At 31.5% G+C, this 22,506-nt stretch carries 21 protein-coding genes and 1 tRNA gene; 14 read left to right on the forward strand and 8 right to left on the reverse strand.

Going from position 1 to position 22,506, the window contains the following annotated elements:
* On the forward strand, nt 1–963 hold a 963-nt coding region (locus tag H593_RS21085; protein WP_028873688.1), incomplete at its 5' end, for a T9SS type A sorting domain-containing protein.
* Between the two features lie 552 nt (nt 964–1,515).
* Here H593_RS21085 and H593_RS0117970 read toward each other — a convergent pair.
* The 5 genes from H593_RS0117970 to H593_RS0117990 all read right to left on the reverse strand — a co-directional run bounded on the left by H593_RS0117970 (nt 1,516) and on the right by H593_RS0117990 (nt 9,469).
* Nucleotides 1,516–2,247, reverse strand: a complete 732-nt coding sequence (locus H593_RS0117970; RefSeq protein WP_028873689.1) for a DUF2490 domain-containing protein — start codon at nt 2,245–2,247, stop codon at nt 1,516–1,518.
* 110 nt (nt 2,248–2,357) lie between these two features.
* Nucleotides 2,358–4,529, reverse strand: a complete 2,172-nt coding sequence (locus H593_RS19725; protein ID WP_051229823.1) for a SulP family inorganic anion transporter — start codon at nt 4,527–4,529, stop codon at nt 2,358–2,360.
* 52 nt (nt 4,530–4,581) lie between these two features.
* A complete protein-coding gene (locus H593_RS0117980; protein ID WP_028873690.1) occupies nt 4,582–6,450 on the reverse strand; it encodes a proton-conducting transporter transmembrane domain-containing protein in 1,869 nt (622 codons plus the stop codon).
* A gap of 5 nt (nt 6,451–6,455) precedes the next feature.
* On the reverse strand, nt 6,456–8,999 hold the full coding sequence (locus tag H593_RS19730) for a YbcC family protein (RefSeq protein ID WP_051229824.1): 2,544 nt from the start codon (nt 8,997–8,999) through the stop codon (nt 6,456–6,458).
* A gap of 128 nt (nt 9,000–9,127) precedes the next feature.
* A complete protein-coding gene (locus tag H593_RS0117990; protein WP_147231334.1) occupies nt 9,128–9,469 on the reverse strand; it encodes a hypothetical protein in 342 nt (113 codons plus the stop codon).
* A 631-nt stretch (nt 9,470–10,100) separates the two neighbouring features.
* Between H593_RS0117990 and H593_RS20320 the strand changes: the two genes are divergently transcribed.
* From H593_RS20320 to H593_RS0118040, 10 genes are all read left to right on the forward strand, one after another.
* Nucleotides 10,101–10,430, forward strand: a complete 330-nt coding sequence (locus tag H593_RS20320; RefSeq protein WP_211224968.1) for an amino acid permease — start codon at nt 10,101–10,103, stop codon at nt 10,428–10,430.
* Nucleotides 10,431–10,463: 33 nt separating this feature from the next.
* Nucleotides 10,464–10,658 (forward strand): amino acid permease, encoded by a 195-nt coding sequence (locus H593_RS20325; RefSeq protein ID WP_028873693.1) that lies wholly within the window; start codon nt 10,464–10,466, stop codon nt 10,656–10,658.
* A gap of 261 nt (nt 10,659–10,919) precedes the next feature.
* Nucleotides 10,920–11,615, forward strand: a complete 696-nt coding sequence (locus tag H593_RS0118005) for a Crp/Fnr family transcriptional regulator (RefSeq protein WP_028873694.1) — start codon at nt 10,920–10,922, stop codon at nt 11,613–11,615.
* A gap of 693 nt (nt 11,616–12,308) precedes the next feature.
* Nucleotides 12,309–13,571, forward strand: a complete 1,263-nt coding sequence (locus H593_RS0118010) for a tyrosine-type recombinase/integrase (protein WP_037052956.1) — start codon at nt 12,309–12,311, stop codon at nt 13,569–13,571.
* Nucleotides 13,572–13,692: 121 nt separating this feature from the next.
* On the forward strand, nt 13,693–15,045 hold the full coding sequence (locus H593_RS0118015; protein ID WP_028873696.1) for a hypothetical protein: 1,353 nt from the start codon (nt 13,693–13,695) through the stop codon (nt 15,043–15,045).
* A 116-nt stretch (nt 15,046–15,161) separates the two neighbouring features.
* A complete protein-coding gene (locus H593_RS0118020; RefSeq protein WP_028873697.1) occupies nt 15,162–15,503 on the forward strand; it encodes a helix-turn-helix domain-containing protein in 342 nt (113 codons plus the stop codon).
* Nucleotides 15,503–15,796: a hypothetical protein gene (locus H593_RS0118025; RefSeq protein ID WP_157588955.1), complete on the forward strand. Its 294-nt coding sequence runs from the start codon at nt 15,503–15,505 to the stop codon at nt 15,794–15,796. Before H593_RS0118020 ends, H593_RS0118025 begins: the two co-directional genes overlap by 1 nt.
* Before the next feature lie 3 nt (nt 15,797–15,799).
* Nucleotides 15,800–17,299 carry a DNA primase family protein gene (locus tag H593_RS0118030; protein ID WP_084142375.1) on the forward strand — a complete coding sequence of 500 codons (1,500 nt, stop codon included), beginning with the start codon at nt 15,800–15,802 and terminating at the stop codon, nt 17,297–17,299.
* Nucleotides 17,300–17,349: 50 nt separating this feature from the next.
* Entirely contained in the window at nt 17,350–18,273 is a 924-nt protein-coding gene (locus H593_RS19740; protein WP_051229825.1) for a DUF6371 domain-containing protein, read from the forward strand.
* A 4-nt stretch (nt 18,274–18,277) separates the two neighbouring features.
* On the forward strand, nt 18,278–18,934 hold the full coding sequence (locus H593_RS0118040; RefSeq protein ID WP_028873700.1) for a hypothetical protein: 657 nt from the start codon (nt 18,278–18,280) through the stop codon (nt 18,932–18,934).
* Between the two features lie 129 nt (nt 18,935–19,063).
* On the opposite strand, the gene H593_RS0118045 is transcribed toward H593_RS0118040, so the two are convergent.
* Entirely contained in the window at nt 19,064–19,348 is a 285-nt protein-coding gene (locus H593_RS0118045) for a hypothetical protein (protein ID WP_157588957.1), read from the reverse strand.
* Between the two features lie 416 nt (nt 19,349–19,764).
* The gene (locus tag H593_RS0118055; RefSeq protein ID WP_028873703.1) at nt 19,765–20,373 is read right to left on the reverse strand and encodes a hypothetical protein; all 609 of its coding nucleotides are present in this window, start codon (nt 20,371–20,373) and stop codon (nt 19,765–19,767) included.
* A gap of 516 nt (nt 20,374–20,889) precedes the next feature.
* Between H593_RS0118055 and H593_RS0118060 the strand changes: the two genes are divergently transcribed.
* Nucleotides 20,890–21,114 (forward strand): hypothetical protein, encoded by a 225-nt coding sequence (locus H593_RS0118060; protein WP_028873704.1) that lies wholly within the window; start codon nt 20,890–20,892, stop codon nt 21,112–21,114.
* Nucleotides 21,115–21,281: 167 nt separating this feature from the next.
* Here the strand turns inward: H593_RS0118060 and H593_RS0118065 are convergent.
* Nucleotides 21,282–21,355, reverse strand: a tRNA-Arg gene (locus tag H593_RS0118065).
* A 103-nt stretch (nt 21,356–21,458) separates the two neighbouring features.
* Here H593_RS0118065 and H593_RS0118070 point away from each other — a divergent pair.
* Entirely contained in the window at nt 21,459–22,019 is a 561-nt protein-coding gene (locus H593_RS0118070) for a YeeE/YedE family protein (RefSeq protein ID WP_028873705.1), read from the forward strand.
* A gap of 4 nt (nt 22,020–22,023) precedes the next feature.
* Nucleotides 22,024–22,431, forward strand: coding sequence for a DUF6691 family protein (locus tag H593_RS0118075; protein WP_028873706.1), 408 nt, complete (start codon nt 22,024–22,026; stop codon nt 22,429–22,431).
* Nucleotides 22,432–22,506: the final 75 nt, after the last annotated feature.

The raw sequence follows: 22,506 nt of genomic DNA on the forward strand, positions 1-22,506 counted from the left end.
ACAGGAATAGTTATAACTAAAGAAATCAATGCAGCAGGTTGTGAATATGATGTAATTACAATCACAACTTGGATTGGACAGCCAGATGAAATTGTAAATATTGACTCATGTATCGAATCTGAAGCAGGAACAGTTATAACTAAAGAAACTAATGCAGCAGGCTGTGAATATGACATAACAACAATTACAACTTGGCTTGAACCAGAAGAACCAACAATAGTCAACTGTTGGGATGATTACCAACTAAACACATCAACATGTACTTATATTAATAAAGGTACAGAGCCAATCAATCCAGGCAATGTAAACTGTTGGGATGATTACCAATTAGACACAGCAACATGTAGTTATATTAATCAAGGTTCAGAGCCGGAGCCAGAAGTAACAGATGCAAAAATTTGTGAAGGCGAATTATATGTATGGTCTGTAAATGGTCAAACATATACAACAGTGCAAGTAGGATTAACAATTCCAGGTGAGAACTGTGAAGGATCTAAAATATTAAACTTAACAATTGAAGATTGTAGTCCTTGTGAAGACACCAATGAAAAGTTAGATATAGAAAATTGTGAAAGTTATTTCTGGGAATTAAATGGAGAGACCTACAAAAAGAGTGGTGTTTATACTCATGAAACTACAAATAATGAAGGCTGCACGCATACTACGTCCCTACATTTAATTATTGATAAAGAGAAACTCGTGATGTATCCAGTACCTTTTGAACAGGAAGTATTTGCTAGTTATAATTTTTGTTATGATACTAATGTTAAAGTTGAAATATTTGATGTAAAAAATGCTTTAATAAAAAGTTATATCAATAGTAATTATATCAAGGGCAGTAAAGGCGTTACACGAATTAATTTATATGGATCTGACAATCAGATATATATTGTAAAAATTACAACAAGAAAAGAAGTTTTGATTAAAAAAATAATGTCATCGTCACCTCAACATAGTAACTAATTACAACAAGTTGGTTAAATTATAAGAGGCTGCCTGAAAAGACAGCCTCTTATTTAATTGGAGTTACTACATTTACTCAGATAGAAGTTTTAAGACTGTTTGGCTACAAACGAATATCTTGGAATAATAAAAAACAAGTTTGCAGTATTGAATTTGAATGAGGAGTCTTTTAGGTGTAGTTGGAAAGTAAAAAAGTTAAAAATATTATTCATTTTACTTTAAGAAAAAACGAGATACGAAACAATTGGTAATCCTCTTTTAAAATTATCATTCATATCAATAACTGAAATTAAAAAAGAGAATAGAGAAAGGTTCTAATTTACTTTAAGAACGAGGTTATTTACAAAAACTCATCTTCTTTTGTCACAAAACATAAAGCATAGTTAATTAACGAGCTACTTTCTATTTTTACTGATTTCAACTTAAAAAAACGCAGTAATAGCTAATTGTAATTTATTTTAGCCACCTCATAAATACAAAAATCAAACTTTTTGAATAAGATTATAAATATCTCTAAATAAAAGGGTAAAGTAGTTTAATGACTACGATCAATTAGTTTACTAAATAAGTAATCGTTGTTTGCAAGATATGATTAGTAATGAACGTATTGTTACCACCATTTAAGCCGATATTATGATACCCAATACCTAATCCCATTTTAGAGGTTATAGGATATCCCAAACCAACATAAAACCAGTTCTGATTAAAAGCTTTTGGTCTAATTCCATCCTCTAAATCCATAAACAATTCATTAAATATTTCAACTGAAATACTTTTATCTTCCTTAATTTTTATGATGGGTCTAGTTACGGTAAAACGATAGCGAAATCTGTTATTATAATTACCACCACCTATACCATAATGATTATTAGATGATTCAACAATTTTATCAATAAAACGTTCTTCTAATCGAAAACGGTGCTTAAAACTAATTTTGCCTTGAGATTGACTTAATTGTACTTGCTGCCATATATTATGTTCATTTGCATTAATTGGAATACTAAAATCAGCAAAAGAATAATTTTTTATAAAACTATAACCTAAAGCAAAATCATAGGTTTCGTTCTTCTTAAAGTGAATAGCAGGTCTTATGATAAATTGCTCCCAACCTTTTAAAAAATTAGCACGTCTAAAGTGAAATTCTGATGTGATATAAAAGGAATTATCAATCTTTACTTTTGGGATAAAACTATTCCAAGAACTAGAATGACTAGCACTATTCTCCTGTGCACTGGCAAGATTAAATACTAATATTAGTAAAAAGGCAATATAAATATTTTTCATTTTATTAAGTATAAAAAAGACTACAAAACAACCTAAAGACTTTTGATGGTAACAAAATATCGTGACTAACTAATGGCGTTGTTTTGTAGCCATATTGTAGCATTTTCAAACTACATAGCGGATACTAACTTTTCTGTTCGGGAGATAACAGCTTGAATTTCATTGATATTTAATAGTTTATCATCCAGATGAACAAGCAAATCTTTGCCATTACCACTCATAAATATCGTACCATGTGTTTCCATATAAGACAGAAGATGTTCATTGAACAATTGACGTACTTTTTCTTCCGCATCGTCAGCGTGAATTGCATAATGTTTTGAGAATTTAGGAAAGTTAGCAAAAGTAATGTCATTGTGATCAAAAACATCTTTTAGAGCTTCCAAGAAATCTTTCCTCTGCAGATAAAACTTAGGCACTTCAGATATCCCTGAAACTTTAATCGCTGTTATTTTTTGAATATTAGCAGTCACTTCAGCACCTGTTTTAGTAGTGATATCGGCTATTTGATAGGTCATCCCATTTTTTTGATATTGAATTGCATTTTCAATTGATAAAATTTGTTTCCTTATGGTAAAATGATAGAATTCCCATTCACTGTAATCATCTAACTTTGTACTGAATTGATAGTTCTTTTCATTAGAGAACGAAAGTAATTGCAGTGTACGAGCATTAATATTGATATTTTTTAATTTTGTTTTTGATCTGCGATCTCTAGCCGCTAAAGGGTGAGTAGATACTGGATTAAGACCATCTGCATTTTCAATATGTACATCTTTACCATTTAACTTAGCTAATCGGGCATAATCTTCTAAATGTTCCATAACTGTATGATCTATAAATTCAACTTCTGCAAAGTCAAGAATAAGTTCGTTATATTTTTGAACACCACTATCCATTTTCTTTTTAAGTGATAAGTAATTAGAGAAAATCTGTGAGCCTTTTAAATGAATTGTCTTTATCTCTCCCTCGTGGCTTATATACAAGTTAGACTTAAACAACTCCCTAAATTTTGTTCCTTTAAAAAGAATCAGCACATATTTGAATAAAATTCCGATTACAATACCAATAATTAAATCTGTGGCTAAAACTGCGATAAGCGTTACGACAAAGATCTCAAACTCCATTAAACCAATTTGAAACATATGCTTAAACTCTCTTGGAGATGCTAACTTAAATCCAGTAAACACAAGCATTGCAGCTAAGGCAGAAATAGGAATCATCTCGATTATGGTTACACCAATAAGTAAATAAATGAGAAGGAAGCCTCCGTGAAAAAAGTTTGCCCATTGGGTTTTCGCTCCATTATTCACATTCGCAGAAGAACGCACGATTTCAGAAATCATTGGAAGACCACCAATCAACGCAGAAAGAGAAGAACCCGCGCCCATAGAAATTAAATCTTTATTCAAATTTGAACTTCTTTTATAGGGATCTAAACTATCTACTGCTTTTGCACTTAAGAGACTCTCTATCGCCGAAACCAATGCGAAACCTATAACAGCAATCCAAAATTCAGATTCTCCTATTTTCTCAAAAGAAGGTAATTGAAAACCACCTTCACCAAATAAATTATGTGGCATTTCTACCATTGCCAAATTCTCGGTACCTAAAAGTATAGCTGTAGGAATCGTAAAAATGAGTACCCACATTGGAGCAGGAATCATTTTGATGAATTTCAACTTTAAAATTGGATGCATAATTAATATCACCATAGAAATTAAAGCAATAGTTAATGCATAAAGATTCAATTCAGTAAGCGCATGAGGAATATCTGTTGCCACTTCTAAAATTTCTCCTTTGGGAGAGGGCGCTCCAATAGCAGGAAAGAATTGTTTAATAATAATGATAATACCGATAGCAGCCAGCATACCATGTACTGCTGCCGATGGAAAGTAGTCGCCAACTTTACCTACTTTCAGTAAGCCGAAAAGCGCCATAATCAATCCCCCAATAATTATTGCTCCCAAGACATGTGGATATCCTGAATAGCCGCCTTCCGCTCCAGCTCCACCCATGGCTTCCGCAGCACCTAAAGTGATTACTATCAAACCAGCTGCAGGACCACTAATAGTGACAAATGTTCCTGATATTCGTGAGGCAATCAACCCTCCAATAATAGCTGCTATTAAACCTGCAAGTGGTGGTACACCTGAAGCTATTGCAATACCCAAACATAACGGTAGGGCAATAAGGGAAACACTAAACCCTGATATTAAATCGTCTTTAAAATGGGTTTTTAAACCCGTGATGCCCTTTTTTGGTATTTCTGTATTTTTCATTTTATGAGATAATTTATGAGATAATTATTATTATTTTAAATACTAGCTAATTTTAAGAAGACCTATAAGCAAACTCGTGATACCCTTTTTTGTGCTCTCCTAAGAATAATCTCGAGTAAATCCTAAAAATCACTAGCCCATCTAGTATTAAGTTTAATACCACTAAAATTAGAAGTGGAAATTGATTTTCGTGTATATGACCTAACATCAAATCTTCTCCAATAAATGTTGGTGTTATGGGAAATCCTGCAATTGCCAAACAACAAATGATAAAGAGAAATGCTAATCGTGGATATTCGTAAGAATGCCCGTGAAATTGATTTAAGGAGATATCCTCACCTCTTATTTTTAGCCTATTAAGTATCCATATACCTAAGATGCCCGCAACTAGAATACCGCTTAAAAAGATATGTATTTGATTAAAATCAAATTCTTCATTAAAGCCAAAAGCCAAGGATAAAAATAATTGATTGACCACTATTAATATCCAACTCACCATTGAAGAATCTCTTTCAACAAATGATTTTAAGATTAACATCAAACCTAATCCTGCAAAAATTTCGGGTAAGTGTTTTAGCATAAATAAGGAAAGGATATCTTGGTTGTAAACCGTGTAAAGTCCTAAAATAAATAGAGGCGCCATGCTATAAATTAATGTTCTACTTTTTACAAACTTGAAAGAGTTCCCTATTGTCTTTAAAGGGCTCCATAGATAACGAAACATAAAGATGTCTAGATTAAATTCTTTGATAGAGAGTACGTAAATAGACAGCTTAATTCGATTCCACAAACCTTCTGTTTTTTGAGCGGCTGGCGGTATAAAATGAAATAACTGCTCGTGTATTCTATAACTAAGCACAGATGGAGAAACTAAAAGTTGATAGGATCTAAACAATGCGTTGCACGTAAAGTGAATTATAGCAAACCAGTAAAGACCTAATGCCACTTCAATAAACATAAATCCTATTTGAGCAATTGATGAATAAGCTATTTGAGTTTTTATTGAAGATTGAACTCTTGAAGTTAAAGTCGCTAGTACACAGGTAATTAATCCAATACCACCAATAAGAAAATGAAACCATAAGTTGTTCTCCCAAAAAGGTGCTGTTCTAATTAGTAAAAATACGCCAATATGAACCGACAAAGAGCCATAAAAAATAGCGCTTGATGTTGTTGGGCCTTCCATTGCTCTTGGTAACCAAGATGAAAATGGAAATTGTGCAGATTTCACCATTGCAGCAATTAGAAATACGCTTGGAATCATAAAATGATAAAAGGCATCATTTAGAACATGTGATTCGGTATTCTGTAAGCCTTCAAAATTTGAAAAACTGATACTATGTCCAAAGTAATGGTGTGTAATCCATATACCTAATAATAAAGCGATGTCTGCTACACGATATAAAGAAACAACTTTTAAAGCATTTTTAACAGGAAGATAACGTTCTCTATAAAAGCCAATTAGAAAGAATGAAGTGACACCTAAAACTTCCCAGCCTACAAATAGTATTTCTAAATTATCTGCTAATAACACTAACATTAATCCTAGGTAAAAGAATTTTAAATTATTAAAAAAACGTTTATATCCTTTCTCTCTATGTATATAGTTTTTGCTAAAAACAATAATAGCTCCAGTGAGTAAAGTGGCTACAAATATGTAGGCCAAACTATAGCCATCAATAAAAAGATTTAGACTAAAATCTATTTCGCTGGAGTGATACAATGTTGGTCCTTTGAAAATAATATATTCAAAATCATGAGTAATCCAGTAGCTAGTTAGGCTAATGATAGTAACGAAATTTACGAGAATACTAATTATTGAAGTTCTGTAAATTGCCTTTTCATTTTTATTTGAAAAACTGAATCCCACTAGAAGCGAAACCAGAGGCACAAGTAATAATATAGGTAGTAATGAATTCATTTTATTTAAATTTTATCAGAATAAATTTGAACAGAGATATTTTCTTTAGTAGCATCCAGAATATGGTTTGATTTCATTTCTCCTGCAGTTTCGATAACTCCTAAAATATCACTTGTTGTCGTAATTTTCAATAGTGGGTTATAACGCTCAAATTTTCCATCGCAGAAATAGTACAACTTGCCATCTTCTGGAGAAATGGCTACTAAATGCAACCATTTTTTATCGAACCAATCGTACATAGCTTGAGAAGATTTAATCGTCTTTAATACTATTTCTGGTGTGTGTTCTACCATCATTAACAAACGAACTGGATCGTGATTCTCTATCATTTGCAATGGCAATCCAGGTCTAAGATCCCCATCACTACTATTAGCAACTCCAATTAATCCCATCACGTTATGAGGCAGTTTTGTTCCAGCTCCCATTTTCTCATTATCCATTCTCGAGAAATAATATTCTAGATTAATTCCGCCACAGACATTAGGTAGTGGACTTAATACTTGTAAGAGAACATCTCCATTGGGATCAGAACGATAATCATACGATTGTAAAAAGGCGCGTCTATCTAAAAACAATCCTTTTATCTTCTCTCGAGAACCAACGTGACATAAGGCGTTAGTACCGTGCCCTAATTCAGGACGCGGTTCAAAATAAGAGACAGACCGTTTCTTGATCTCATTTCTAATATGTTTGATGTCTTTAGAAATATCTATAGAGGCAAATCGTCTAGCTCTTTCTTTTGCATTAAGGCCTAAAGCGTTTTCGAAAGTATCTATGTGTAATTGGTGATGTCTTGCATTTTCTGACGACAAAATCTCTTGGTCATAATATCCTACTTCATCACTTGATGTATCGTGCATAGCAGGCAAAAACTGAGTGTGCTCTGGGATAATAAGTCCTTTTTTAGCCAAAATAGCTCTTACTTTTAAGTGATTAGCCATATAGGCAAATACTCTAGCATTAATAGCACCAGGTCTTCCGCTACAAGCGCCGCAATCGTGGGCACCATGATGTGGATTATTAGCACTACTACTTCCGTGGGCAACAACATAAACGATGGGTGCATACTTGTCTACAAGTCCAATTCCTTTAAGAAGTGAACTAACAATATCTACCATTTCTTCAATAGTATAGCCAACCTGTAAGCCGTTCTCTATATGATTAGGGTCTTGGTTTTCTATTAATAATTTTCCTTTTACATCCATATGTGAGAACGCATCTGCTATATCTGGCTGCATTTTAGGATTAAATAAATCTCTAAACAATCTAAATCCAGCCCATAAACCCAAAGACATTGAGTATAAAAATCCTTTGAAAAATGTGTGTGAGTTTTTAGAGTGAATCACTTCATGGTCTCTTTTTTTAGAAATTTCAATTTCTTTTATAAGATGTTTAGGTGTTAAGGCTACCGGACAATTTTTCTCATAGAATTGTGCCTTATATGGCTGAAAATAGATCGCTGCACCATAAAACCCTGGAGCACCTAAAGTTTCGCACATTGGATCAATATATTCTAAATGTCTTCGAAGTGAACATTCTCTATCATCCACACAAAAAATTGCCTGAAAACTTGTTTCTACATTTTGGATATGACGTTTAGACTCGGCTAATTTTGCAACTCCAGCAAGTACCTCGTCATAATAGTCCCATTCAAATGCTTCTTGCCATAATTGTAAGACTTCTTCCATTTCACCAAACTCTATTGGAGCAAAATAATCTTCTGCTTCAATTGGATAGTCAGTAGCAAGTGGTTCCCAATGATTACCTAAAGTTTTTTCTAGCGCGTCATACTCAAGAAGGAGTTCCAGTAGGATAAAATCCTTTAAGTGCACTTTTTTTCTATAAAATAAAGTTTCTGGTGTTCCTTCAATAGCACTTACTAATCCACTCCATCCTTTGTGAGAGAACTGTTGGTCAAACAAATAGTTTTCGTAGTAAGATTCATTACCTACTAGAATCTTAAGCAATTTTTCAATACTTAAATCATCAGACAGCAAAAGACGCTTTGCTTTTTTTGTTTTAAAAAAACTTGTTAGACTTTTTTGCTCTAGAATTTTTAACGCATTGATAAGACCTTTCTCTTCAAATGGAAAATGCCAAATAGCAATTCCCTGATCGAGATAACTTCCTATAATTCTAAACAATAGAGGTTGAACAAGATTTTCAAGATCTATCTTGTATTGTTTTTTCCAATTCGCTCTAAGTTTTCCAATTCGCGGATTATAAGTATGCTTATATGGATGCTCCAACATTTTTTGTTTAAATGCTTCTAAATGAGAAACGCCTTTTTTATTTGTAATTACTTGATTAATAATATCCGTTCTAATTCTTCCTTGCCGGTGTAATTTTCGATACTCATTAAGATTAAATGTTACTTGAATACCGAAGATTTTGGAGGCACTAAATATACCTTCAAAGAACTCCTTATCCTGAAAATTGTGAAGGGAGTTATGATGTACGAAATCTTTAAGAGTAAGTTGAGAAGGTAAGTGATGAACTAAATGTTCTATTGTTTTTTCCTCGTTAAATTGTAAATTTACTGTTTTCATTAAAACATGTATAAGTATTGTTGGATGAAATATCACCATCATTTCCCCAAACTAAAGCATTAATTTGTAGCTATTTAGATAACGGATTGATAATAAAATAAAGGAGATTTAGTATTAATAAGAATGGTTTAACAGTCTAGTTTGAGACTGCAAAACTGAATGTAGCGAGGCGTCTTTGAAAAAATAATCCAGCTTAGTTGAGTACATTCATTTCTTTTGGTAAAAGATTGAAAAAATTGAGTAGTAAAAGGTTTATCCTCTAAAGCATATCCGCCAGAAGATCCTCCAATTTTATGAAAAACATCCTCAATTAGAGTTGTAAGAGTATCGATTTCTTTTTCTTCTTCTAGCCACTGAAATCTATCATCAATACGAGTTGTTTCGGTGGAACCTTTATCCGCAATAGCCCCAACCGACACCTCTGGCATCAATGTAAAAAGCAATACTATTATGGAGTAAAAAATCTTCATACTAAAATTAAAGATGCAAACATATATAACATTTGTTATATTTAAAAATAATTAAAGTTATATTTATGTAAAACTTTTATTATTAATCCTATTTATTCCTAATTGGCTTTCTATTACAAAGATTAAGATCGTTATAGCAGATGAAATATCAACAAATAAAGAGTGATTCCAATTATTAATTGTCATAAGATGATCATTCCATGCTATGAAAAAATATAAAAAACTATCTGTATTAGGCTCTAAGCGATCTGCGGAAATGACATAAGCTCATCTGTGTTATATGTATCGGCTTTGGCCAGCCTTCGCAGGACAATAGGCATGCATCACGCTACTTATTGTCTCACGTGTTCCCTTTTTTTTTTAGAAAAATATATGGAGAAGTAGTTGGAGCTTTACCTTTAAACGGCGGAGCATGCAATGCATTATTAAATATGACCAGCAAATCTATGGCCTCTTGTGCTACCGCGTTAACACTCTTATCTTATTTGGCTACAGTTGTTATTTCGGCAAATGAAGCTATTCATTGCCTACAACACCCTATTCCTACTATTCCCATAATGTTGACTACCATAACTCTCCTTAGTTTTTTTTGGTGTTCTGACCATAGGAGGTGTTTTCAGAATCTGCCAAAGTGGTTATAGAAATTTTCTTTTTCCATTTGGTATCGTTTGCTATACTAAGTGCTTTCGTCATTTTCTTTCTTCTAAATAATGGCATTGAAATATTTATAGAAAACTGGTATTTACCCACGACAGGAGGAAGTATAGCAAACGCTATTTTTCTTGGTTTTACGGCTTCAATGTTAGGAGTTTCTGGTTTTGAAAGTTCTACTAATTTTGTGGAAGAACAACAAAAAGGAGTATTTCCCAAAACATTAAAAAACATGTGGCTTGTGGTAAGTATTATTAATTCATTGGCTGCATTATTTGCACTTTCACTATTTGGAATTCCACTATTGTAAAGTTATGCCTATCAAACTACGTTGTTAATTGAAATGGAATCGCACGTAGGAGAAAAATGGTTGGCAAACTTAATAAGTTTGGATGCCTTTTTGATGCTGAGTGGAGCGGTACTCATAAGATTTATTGAAGTTTCAGGCCCATTGGAACGTATGGCGCTTGATCGCATCTTACCTCAATATTTAAAAAAAAAGAACAAAAGAAAAGTTTTCGTCAAAATTAATAGATAAACCTTCTAAGGATTGAAGTATTCCAATCAATTTTATGTTTATCAGCTCTCATGGTGACCGTTTTCCATATAAAATTGAGCAATTAGGCGATGTTCGACTAATCATATAAATTCAAACCGTTTCTAATTCTGAACACATGCGATATCCAGAAAACCAATTAAAAATATGACTAAGCTTTTATTATAAAATTAAACTAGCATTTGATATAACATTTGTTATCTTTTTTAATAGTTCAAGTTATATTTGTTCTAAACTTTCATTATGAACCATTTCTATTCAAATTTTGATTTTCAGAGCCATTTACTATTTAAAAATTTACCAGTTGAAGAGAAGAAATTAGTTGAAACGTTTATGGAAGACATCCATATAAAGAAAGGGAGTGCTCTTTTTTATGAAGATGGAATTCCTACTGGCATCTTTCAAATCGTTAAAGGTAGAGCAAAGAAGTTTAAAAAGGGCTTTAGTAATCAAGAGCAGATATTTTATATCTATACGCCTGGAGATGTTTTAGGATACCACGCATTATTAGGTGAAGAGCGTTACCAAGATTCTTGCGAAGCTCTTGACGATTTAGAACTAAAATTTATTTCAGAAACTAATTTTTTAAAATTACTTAAAGAACTCCCCTTCCTAAAAGATGCAGTTATAAAAAATATTAGTCACGAATTTGGTGTATTAGCAAATACAATTGCAGTATTGGCTCAAAAAGATCAAAATACAAGATTGGCTATTTTTTTATTGGTGTTTGATCATCGGTTTAAAACAATGGATCCGAATTTTAGTGGAATAGACTTAAGTCGAGAAGATTTAGCAAACTGCATCGGAACTTCTCGTGAAAGTTTAGGCAGAAGTCTCAAACAGTTTAAAGATAAAGGGATGATTTCTATAAAAAAACGTTCTATATATATTACAGATAAAGTTCTATTTTACAAATTGCTAAATTTAGAGTTAGCATAATGCTATTTGCAAAAAAAACATAAGCGTTATCGATCATCTTTTAGAGGCAGCAATGAATAGTCATACTACTGCTAATAAGGTGCTTATCTAAAAATTAAATTTTGAATTTCTTGTACCAGTTAACGATTTAAATAGCACAAAGTGAGTTTGACCATAAAAAAATACAGCCTTTTTATGTTGATATTATGACGACTACGTCCTGCTACAGAATTATTTAGCTATTGTAAATCACCTATTAAAAATGTAAAGTATGCAGTACTATTGCATTAAACTTTATTATTTTCCTTCAACCGTATAAAACAAAGATTTAAGTTTTTCAACAAAAAAATGCTCAAGCAAAATTGGCAAAGATTAACAGATTACTGTTTTATATATGTTTTAGAATTGACTCCGTCTTTCCAGAAAAGCTCCGCTTTGAAAATAATTTCAACAAAAAAACGCTCAAGCAAGCTTGGCGTTTTTTCTAATGAATTTATCTATTCGTGACCTCGACTGGATTCAAACCAGTAACCTCTTGAGCCGTAATCAAGTATTTACCTATTTGTTAATTATTCGTTTCTTACCTAAACACTTATTAAACACTGCAATAAAGACAAATATAGTATTTGTTCGTTAATATCTATTATCTGTTTAATAATATAATTAGTGTGAAAATAGTGTGAATATGATTATATTTGTTTTAAACAAAAGACAATGAGTCATATTATATCAATTTACTTTGAAAAAAGACGAATTAAAGAAAATGGTAAGTTTTCAATTAAATTAAGAGTTTATAATAAACTCAATAACATTAAAAAAGTAAGATATTTCACAACTGGTATAGATTTAACCGAAGAAGAATTTTTAACTATTTGGATAAATGCTAAAAACAAAAAGCTAAGAGGCAAGAATAAAGAAATTCTTTTTAAGCTTCAAGATTTTGAAAAAAGAGCAAATGAAGTTGCCGAACAAATGAAAGCATTTGATTTTAAGCAGTTTGAAATGAAACTCTTCAGAAAGTCTACGGATAATAATAACGTACAATATCATTTTAATAAAGTTATTGCTAAGAATATTAAAAACAATAAAATTGGAACAGCTGAAAGCTATAAGTACACTCTTAATTCATTAGCACAATTTAGTGAGGAGGAAAAAAAATACGCAATAGACAAATTAACCTTTGATACTATTACGACTGATTGGCTTAATGACTACGAAAGCTTTATGCTCTCTAAAAACAAAAGCTATACAACTATAGGTATCTACACACGAACTTTAAGAGCAATATTCAACAACGCTATTGGGGATAATGATATTTCTAAAGCGGTTTACCCCTACAGCCAAGTGAAAAATGATAAGCTTTATAAAATACCACGCACGAAAAAAGTAAAGAAAGCATTATCTTCTGTTCAATTAAAAACTTTGTTTAATGCTGAGGTAAAAAATGAAAATGAAGCAAAAACAAAAGCATTTTGGTTTTTTAGCTACTTATGTAATGGAATGAATTTAAAAGATATTGCACTATTAAAATATTCAGATATTAATAAAGATAAGTTTACCTATTACAGGGCGAAAACATTTGATAAGTCCGCAGAAAAAAAAGCCATTTCAATCTATTTAATAGAATACACAAAAGAAGTAATTGCCAACTATGGTAATAAAAGCAAAAGCGGATTTGTGTTTGACATTATAGACATTAAAGAGGATAGTTCCACTCAGTATAAAAAGATTAAAAATTTCACTCGTTACATTAACGACCATATTAAAAGAATAGCAATAGCAAACGATTTACCACAAGATATCAGCTTTTATTACGCTAGACACTCCTTTGCTACAAATTCAGTTCGTAAAGGTGCTAGTATGGAGTTTATAAGCGAAGCCCTAAACCATAGCGACCTCAGCGTTACAAAACATTATTTCGCAGGTTTTGAAGATGAAGCAAAAAAGGAATTTGCAAATAGTTTACTTAACTTTTAAGTTACTATTTTATTAAGGGGCTATTTCTGTTTAAAACATTTAACAACGTTGCAATATATTCTTTTTGTTTTGACCTACATTTACTACATTATCTACATTATCTAAATTAGAATATAAGACAATGAATATCGACGTTATCAAGTCCTTTTATGACAGCTACAATGAATATTCGCTAGCACCAGCATTAGAGCATAAAAATCAAGATGGCAGTGCAAATGAATTATATTACAGCAATATAATACACTCAAGGACAAAAGTAAGTTTGTTAGCATTAAGCAACGAAAAGCAATTTAATGAAGACATCAAAAAAAGACTTAAAAATGAATACTCTCTTTTAGATTCATTACAAGAACATATCATTTTATTATTTAAAGCTGTATCCATTTATGATGAAGCAAAAAGGGAAAATAAAGATAGACGAGCTAACGCTTCAATTAACTCAATAAACAGAGAATTTCATAAAATTAAACAACTTTTTAAAAGTTTAGATTATCAAAAATATTTTATAAAAAATTACGTGCAAGCAGAAGATTACAAAACTGCTTTACTGCTTAAAAATCATCTAGTCACACAATTAGAAAGCGTTATTTCTTTTTTTAATCAATGGTTCGATATAGACATAAAAAGAAGTCCTTTAAACTCTTATTTTGATGAACAAATTAAAAATCTTGAAGATTCAGCTAATAAAGATTTAATCAACCAACTATTGCAGATTGATGATTCCATAAAGAATTACTCAAAAATTCATTCAGGTGATACTGAAAAACAAAAAGATATTTGGAAGCGTGAATATGATGGAATGTTTTCTGTTAGCGAAGTTAAAAGAAAATTCAAAAAAGAAGATACTATAATAAAGCCTTGGGATATTGAGAAACAAGCAAATAATTTTGACTTAAAAAACGAAAGCGTTTTTCATTTTAAAACTAAAGAATTTATAACAGCAGGTTTACAAACAGAATATAACTCACAATTTTTTATAAAATTAAGCAATCTGTATGTATTAGAAATATTTCCTTTTTTAGACTACCATTATAATAAAACTAATAATCAAGAAGCATTTATACAATATCTTAAATATGGAATTTTAGAGAGTGCAAATTTCAAGGGAAACAAGAAAGCTTTAGAGGACTGGATAATTAAGGCTGAAAATAATGGAACTACTGAAAATAAAGCGCAAGAGTTACACGAATTGATTACGCATAAAAAAGCAAGCCAAATTGTTCAAAATATTAAAATAAGGTATAAAAATATAAAAGGTAAAGAGCTAAAGCTATTATTAATGGCATTGCAAAAGCTTAATTTAGTACCAAAAGAAAGAAATGCTAAAAAATTTCACGAATGCTGTAATAGAGAGTTTGAGTGGCATATTGCTAGTTATACTGCAATGAATGATTATAAGTATAATGATAGCACAGACAACGCGCAACTGGATTCAATGATTCAGTTTTTAGAAGAATTTAATAACCAACAATAAAACAAGTTACGAAAACTTGTATTTACTTGTATACAATTTTATACAACTGAATACCAAGTAGTTAACACACAATACTTTCATAATATTGTACTATCATTAATTTTAAATAGTATAAAATGGAAGTATTAAAATTTGAGCAACTACCTAACGTAGTTACAACACTCACAAACGAAGTTAGAGAATTAAAAGCCTTTCTACTAAACAAGGCTGAAACACTGCAACAAGACAATCCTTTAACCATTAAAGAGGTTGCAGAATTACTACACTTGAGCGTACCAACTCTTTACGGCTACGTTCAACGAAATGAAATACCTTATCACAAAAAAGGTAATCGACTTTATTTTTTCAAAACTGAAATTATTGAAGACTTTGTAAAAACTGGAAAGCAAAAAACTCTAAACGAGTTGGAAGCTGAAACGGATGAGTATTTGTCTAACAAAAATAAAGGGCTGAAATAATGAATAAACAAGATAACAGCCCGAATATAAGACAAGGGAAAGATAGCAATAAAAGAACCCAACTTCAAACCATATTTACCTATTTGCGAAATCATATTGCAACAGCTTCAATGGTTACTGATGCTACTGGCGTACCTCAAAAATGTATTACAAGATACAAGCGAGATTTAGAAGAATTAGGCTTATTAACAGAGGTAAAATACTGTTATTGTGAAAAGACAAAGCATTTAGCGTGGTACTTAACCACCAATCCAAAACACTTTCCTCCGTCGAACCAATTAAAGATGTTTTAAGCGATGAAAGAAGAAAAAATAAGTATTGGTATTAACGAGATATTAAAGGAAACAGAAACACTATTGGAAGCCGTAAAAATGGATAAAGAACACTTGAAACAAAACTCAGTTGCTAACATATTAGCGGAGATGCTTAAAAATGTAGAGCCAGTAAATTTTCGAGATTATTGTAAGCTTGATAATGACAAAGACAAACTACAAAAGAAACATTTTTTAGTGGCTTGCATAGAGATACTTCTAAAGGTAGTTAACGATAACGGTTTTAGTCTTTGTAGAAAGAGCGACTTTATTTATTTATTTAATTCTGAGTACTGGGAAAGTGTAGATGAAGAAACTTTCAAAGATTTTTTAGGATGCACAGCTCTTAAGATGAGTGTTGATAAATTCGATGCTAAACATCATTTATTTAAAGATGAGCTTTATAAACAGTTTATTGCAGATGCAGGGCTAAAAGAGATAAAGCCAAAGAACGGCACTACATTAATTAACCTCTACAATGGAACGTTTGAAATTTCGCAAAGTAAACAGTTTTTAAGAGCTTTTAAGAAGTCCGATTTCCTAACCTATCAATTACCATTTGATTATGATAGTGAAGCAACAGCGCCAAAGTTCAAGAAGTTTTTAGATGAGGTTCTACCTGAGCAGGAATTACAAAATATACTTGCCGAATATTTAGGCTATATTTTCGTAAAGAACAGTGTTCTAAAGCTTGAGAAAGTATTACTGTTATTTGGTACTGGTGCAAATGGCAAAAGCGTTTTGTTTGAAATACTGATGGCTTTACTAGGTAGTCAAAACGTAGCAAATTACTCTTTACAATCCTTAACAGCAGAGAATGGTAACTCAAGAGCGCAACTGGTAAACAAATTACTGAATTACGCTAGTGAAATTAATGGACGATTAGAAAGTAGCATTTTTAAACTTCTTATTTCAGGCGAACCAGTAGAAGCAAGACTGTTGTACAAAAACACTCAGATAATTACAGACTATGCGAGGTTTATGTTCAACTGTAACGAACTACCAAAAGAAGTAGAGAATACAAATGCCTTTTTTCGCAGATTTATAATCCTTCCTTTTAGAGTGACGATACCACCAAGCAAACAAGACAAAGAACTCTCTAGTCGCATAATTGAAACGGAACTCTCAGGAGTCTTTAATTGGGTGTTAAATGGTTTAACTCGATTACTAAAGAACAAAGATTTTACCAATAGTTTAATTGTACAGAATGAAATACTACAATACCAAAAGGAAAGCGACAGCGTACTGATGTTTATTGATGATGAAAATTACCAAAAGTCAGTTGTAGACGATAGACCTCTAAAAGATATTTATGCAGAGTACAAAAGTTACTGTTTAGATGGTGGTTTTGGCTTATGCTCAATTCGTACATTTTCGAGCAGGATAAAAAAGAACGGTTTTTTAGTTAAAAGAAAGAGTTATGGCAATGCTGTATTTATAGAGCGCAAAAGCATAAACGAAGATTCATGTGAAATTGACTTTTAATGCAAATTAATGTAACAAATGCAAGTCATTAAAAAACAATTTTTAACACTATGAGAGAACATAGATACACTTTAGAGCCTTACAAGGGGATGAAGACACGTTTCCGCTGTCCTAATTGTAACAAGAGTAACGTATTTACCAAGTATATTGATTTACACACCAACGAGTATTTAAACGATGCCGTTGGTTGCTGTAATCGGCTAATTAAATGCGGTTACCACTACAAGCCAAAACAGTATTTTGAAGATAATAATATTTCATTTAATACCTCATCGAGTCAACGGTTTACGTATAGAGTTAAGCCGAAACCAAAACCAACGACAAGTTTTATAAATGCTGAGGTTATGCAAAAGAGCAAAACAAGTAAAAGTAATAACAATTTTATTAAGTTCCTTTCTAATATTTGGGATTTTGAAACAGTTAATTATTTAGCAATTAAATATAATATCGGCACTTCTAAACTATGGAGCGGTGCGACGGTTTTTTGGCAAGTAGATATAAACAGGAGGATAAGAAGCGGAAAAATAATGCTTTACAATGCTTCTAATGGCAAAAGAGTAAAGAAGCCTTACAATCATATTAACTGGGTGCATAAAGCTTTAAAACTTGATGCTTTCAATTTAGAGCAATGTTATTTTGGCGAACACTTACTAAAAGAAGATACAAGTAAACCAGTTGCTATTGTAGAGAGCGAAAAGACAGCGATTATTTCGAGCGTGTTTTTACCTGAGTTTATCTGGTTGGCTTGTGGTTCTGTTAATAATCTGAATGAAGCCAAAACAAAAGCACTAAAAGGGCGTAACGTGGTTCTATTCCCTGACCTTAATTGTTTTGATTTATGGAACGACAAGATTCCGCATCTTACAAGACTAGCGAGTTTTAGAACATCTACTTTATTAGAAGATAATGCGATAGAAACAGAGAAAAAGCAAGGTTTAGATATTGCAGATTATTTATTAAAAACTAAATATTAACAAAATGAAAAAAGAAAAAAGTTTACAAAAGTTGACGGATATTGAAGATTTAAATTCAATAAAAGATGTTGAAAATTATTTAGTCGAAAATCCTGATTCTAAAAAGCAACTAAGAAAAAGTTTACTCAATAGATTAGGCGAAAATTACTTAGACAAATCAGGGAAAGAATTTGTACTTGTTGAAATGTTAACCTCTGTTTTGGATGACCAAAATAAAAAGGATGAAATTAGAAATATAACCTATGAATATAATCATACCTTAATCACAAGTTTTATTCATAATTATGTATTGGAAAATCGCTGTTTTCCTGTAATGACTCATATTCAAACTGAGACCAAATTATCAAGACAAACAATTTATAATCATTTAAAAAATGGAATATCAGATAAGCGCAATACTTTAGTAAAAGGCAAAAATGAAATAATGGCAATGCAAGCGTTACAGAAACTTTACTTAATCGGTATTGAAGACAGAAACGCAAGTGCTTTAAAACACTTTATTCAGCTTTCAGGAGTAGCAAACAGCAACACCGCAAACGTTAATAATTATATTCAAATTAATAATTTAAAAATATCGAATGAAGATTTTGATAAACTACCCAAACAAGATATTTTAGAGATTGAATGTATCGTATCGAAAGCACTAGAACAAACAAAGTAAAAACCAAGTTGCTATAATGACAAACCAACAAAGTGCTATATTAAGCTGATGAAACAGATTAATATAGCTGACTGAGTCGCTAATCATGATATTAAAAGATTAAAAACCTTTATAATTCAGTTTTTAATTTCATGTTAGAAATACAAATATAGATTGAATTACTACGGAAATTAAAAAAAGCACAAACATGATTATAACTATAATGTTTATGTTTTTTAAATATTTCGTGCTTGCGCTATCACTATTTGAAATAACTTTCAACTCTAATTCAAAAAAGAGATTAGCATTATCATTATAAGCTTTTTGAGTCTCTTCATTAGTTTTCTTATAATTACTCATATTCTTAAAATAAACACTTTTATTTACTGGATTCAAAAGCGCTAAATCTTTCATTTTCTCTAGATACTGACTCATATTTTTTAAATTGATTTTATCATTAAAACAAACGGACATACCCCCAAATCATGGGAAATAAAGCAATGTTCACAGGTACACGCTAATTTTTCTATTTTCATAAAACTTTTGGTAAATTTTATAATAGTTAAAACCCCTATAAATGTATCGTAATTAAAAGTTTAATGACTACTGGTTTATCCTTTCCTGCCAATTATTATCTTTACGAATTTGCTCAATTTCTTTAACTGAAATATAAGTTAGAAATAAATAACTTAAAACACCAATAATAGTAGTTATCCCGAAAAAAACTATCCACGCTTTAATTACAAGTAATATTGAAATAATCTTATCTAGCTTTTCACTTTCCTCCATGTTGAACTGATTATTTTTGAACTAATTATTTTTCAAATATAATATAACGTTATTGTAAATAGTTATTCATTATTCAGTAAACAAACTATAGTTTGCATAAGCTCTTTACCTTGTTCAGGTGTAAAGTCCTCCTCTACATAGCTTTTAGATGTCCAAATTCGCATTGTTTCAATTTCTTTAGTTCGTAACATTTCTAACTCTTTTTTCTTTCCGAACGAATTCCCAAAATATAGTGTGAATTTAGATTTACAATTAAATTTTCCATTATTCACTAATTCCATTCTTGTTCCATCTCTAAACAAAACATTCATTTTATCGTCATCATCAATACAACCTCCAGCACCTACAGCTTGAGTACTGATAATAATAGTACCACTAGAGCCTTTCATTAGAAAGATTCCGAATCCGTTTTTCCCTCCATTCTTTGACACCATTAAAACCTTTTTTGATGACGTTGAAGATTTCCCTGTCATTTTATCTGTATCGGTAGAAATTAACTTAGAACAGTCTAACGTAACTGATTTTTCAGTTTTGATATTTTCATCATACTCCCAACTTCCATTTTCGTTTAAAATTACTTTTTTTCCGTCTTTAGTAGTCGCTTCAGTCTGTGCTATTAAACTTAAAGTTGAAATAGTGAATACTGCTAACATTAAGATTGTTTTTCTCATGGTTTATTTTAGTTTTAATTATTGAAAAATAAAGGTAAAAATTTTCCATAAATAAAAATTACGGTTTCCCTCAATTTACAATTTCAAAAATCAAGTATATTTACACTATGCGACTCTTTCATAAAAAAGACAAACGTTATAACAATCAGCAAGACAACTACACGGATAAGTACAGCAATACTTTTAAACTAGGATTGTTTTATGCTTTAATTTGTGGAATAAGTTATGGACTATACACCCTGTACACTATTTATTTAAAATGACTGTTTACTATTAAAAAACACAGATAATAATTTAAAATTATGGCTCTAATCAACTGTCCAGAATGCAGTACCCAAGTATCAAATAAAGCTGACAAATGCCCAAATTGTGCATACCCTCTGAAAACAAAATCTAATGTTGAATCAGAAGGTTGTTTTCTTCAAACATTGAACTTTGGCTGTTCTCTGATTGGTATTATTATATTAATTTTGATTATAATTTTCGTGTTTGCTGCACTTTCAAATTAAAACAAGAATGACATTATACGAGTTCAACATATTATACGTAAACGAACGTATGGAGGCTGTTAATCAATATGGCACTTTCATAGACAACTATATTACTAAAACAGAACGCTGTAACCTCTACGCAATCAATAAGTTCTTTGTTGAGGTCGTGTATGATGGAGTACATAACACAATAACAGAAGTAAGAAGTTTTAAAACTGGTCGTTTATTAGATAAGTATTCAAACCTATAAAAACATAATGTAGGTAATGTATAAAATGTAGCCTAAAACAAAAAGAATAAATTAGAGTTCGTTATTTGCTTACAAAAAAGGTGTTAATTCTAACAAAGTGTGAAAATAGTGTGAAAATGATAAAATAAAAAAAGCCTTCAATCTCTTGAAAGCCTTATTAACACTAGTGACCTCGACTGGATTCAAACCAGTAACCTCTTGAGCCGTAATCAAGTGCGCTATTCAGTTGCGCCACGAGGCCTTTTTAAGTGGGTGCAAATATAATACATTTATTAAATTATTACCAAACTATTATTTCAAAAATTCTAAATACTTATTTTTGTACTCAATTTCAAATCCAAATTATGCAATTCATTCTAGATCCGTGGCCTTGGTATGTTTGTGGTCCTCTCATCGCTATTATTATGTTTATCCTTATTTATTTCGGAAAAACATTTGGTATATCATCCAATCTTAGAACACTCTGCTCCTGGGCTGGTGCTGGTAAAAATGTAAAATTCTTTGATTTTGATTGGAAAACACAACGTTGGAATCTTACAGTAGTTTTGGGAGCTATTATTGGTGGCTTTTTAGCACACTTATACCTCTCTTCACCAATTAACATTGATTTAAACCCAGAAACTGTTAAAACGCTTAATACCCTAGGTTTTGAGAACGCTGGCCAATCGTTGCTACCTCCAGAATTATATAGCTGGGATGCTGCGCTTAGCATCAAAGGGCTGGCTATTTTAATTATTGGTGGATTTCTAGTTGGCTTTGGCACTCGCTACGCTGGAGGTTGCACATCTGGACATGCCATTACTGGCCTAAGTAGTTTACAATTGCCATCATTAATTGCTGTTATAGGCTTCTTTATAGGAGGCCTTATCATGATTCATTTATTATTTCCTTTAATTTTTAGTTAGTATGATACAATATTTAAAATTTTTATTCGTCGGAATTCTCTTCGGAATCGTACTCGTAAAGTCTGAAGCAGTCTCATGGTACCGTATTTACGAAATGTTCAAATTTGAATCATTTCACATGTTTGGTATTATTGGAACAGCTGTTATTACCGGAATTATCTTACTCCTTATTAGCAAAAAACTAAAAAATATAAATGGTGGTTTAATGACTGTACCCAAAAAAGAAAAAGGTTTTACACGCTATATTATTGGCGGAACCATTTTTGGTTTGGGCTGGGCTTTGTCTGGTGCTTGTCCCGGACCAATGTACATTCTGGTCGGTACCGGAGCATTTTCTGTGATTATACTAATTCTCGCTGCCCTTTTAGGAACGTATGTTTACGGTTTGATGAAAGACAAATTACCACATTAGCAAAAGTTAGTGTTTGTCGGTTCTAAAAAAAGAATACTTCGTATCTTTGAGATGGAAAAAATTTAAAAACACAAC

This window comes from Psychroserpens burtonensis DSM 12212 (assembly GCF_000425305.1).
Taxonomy (GTDB): Bacteria; Bacteroidota; Bacteroidia; order Flavobacteriales; family Flavobacteriaceae; genus Psychroserpens; species Psychroserpens burtonensis.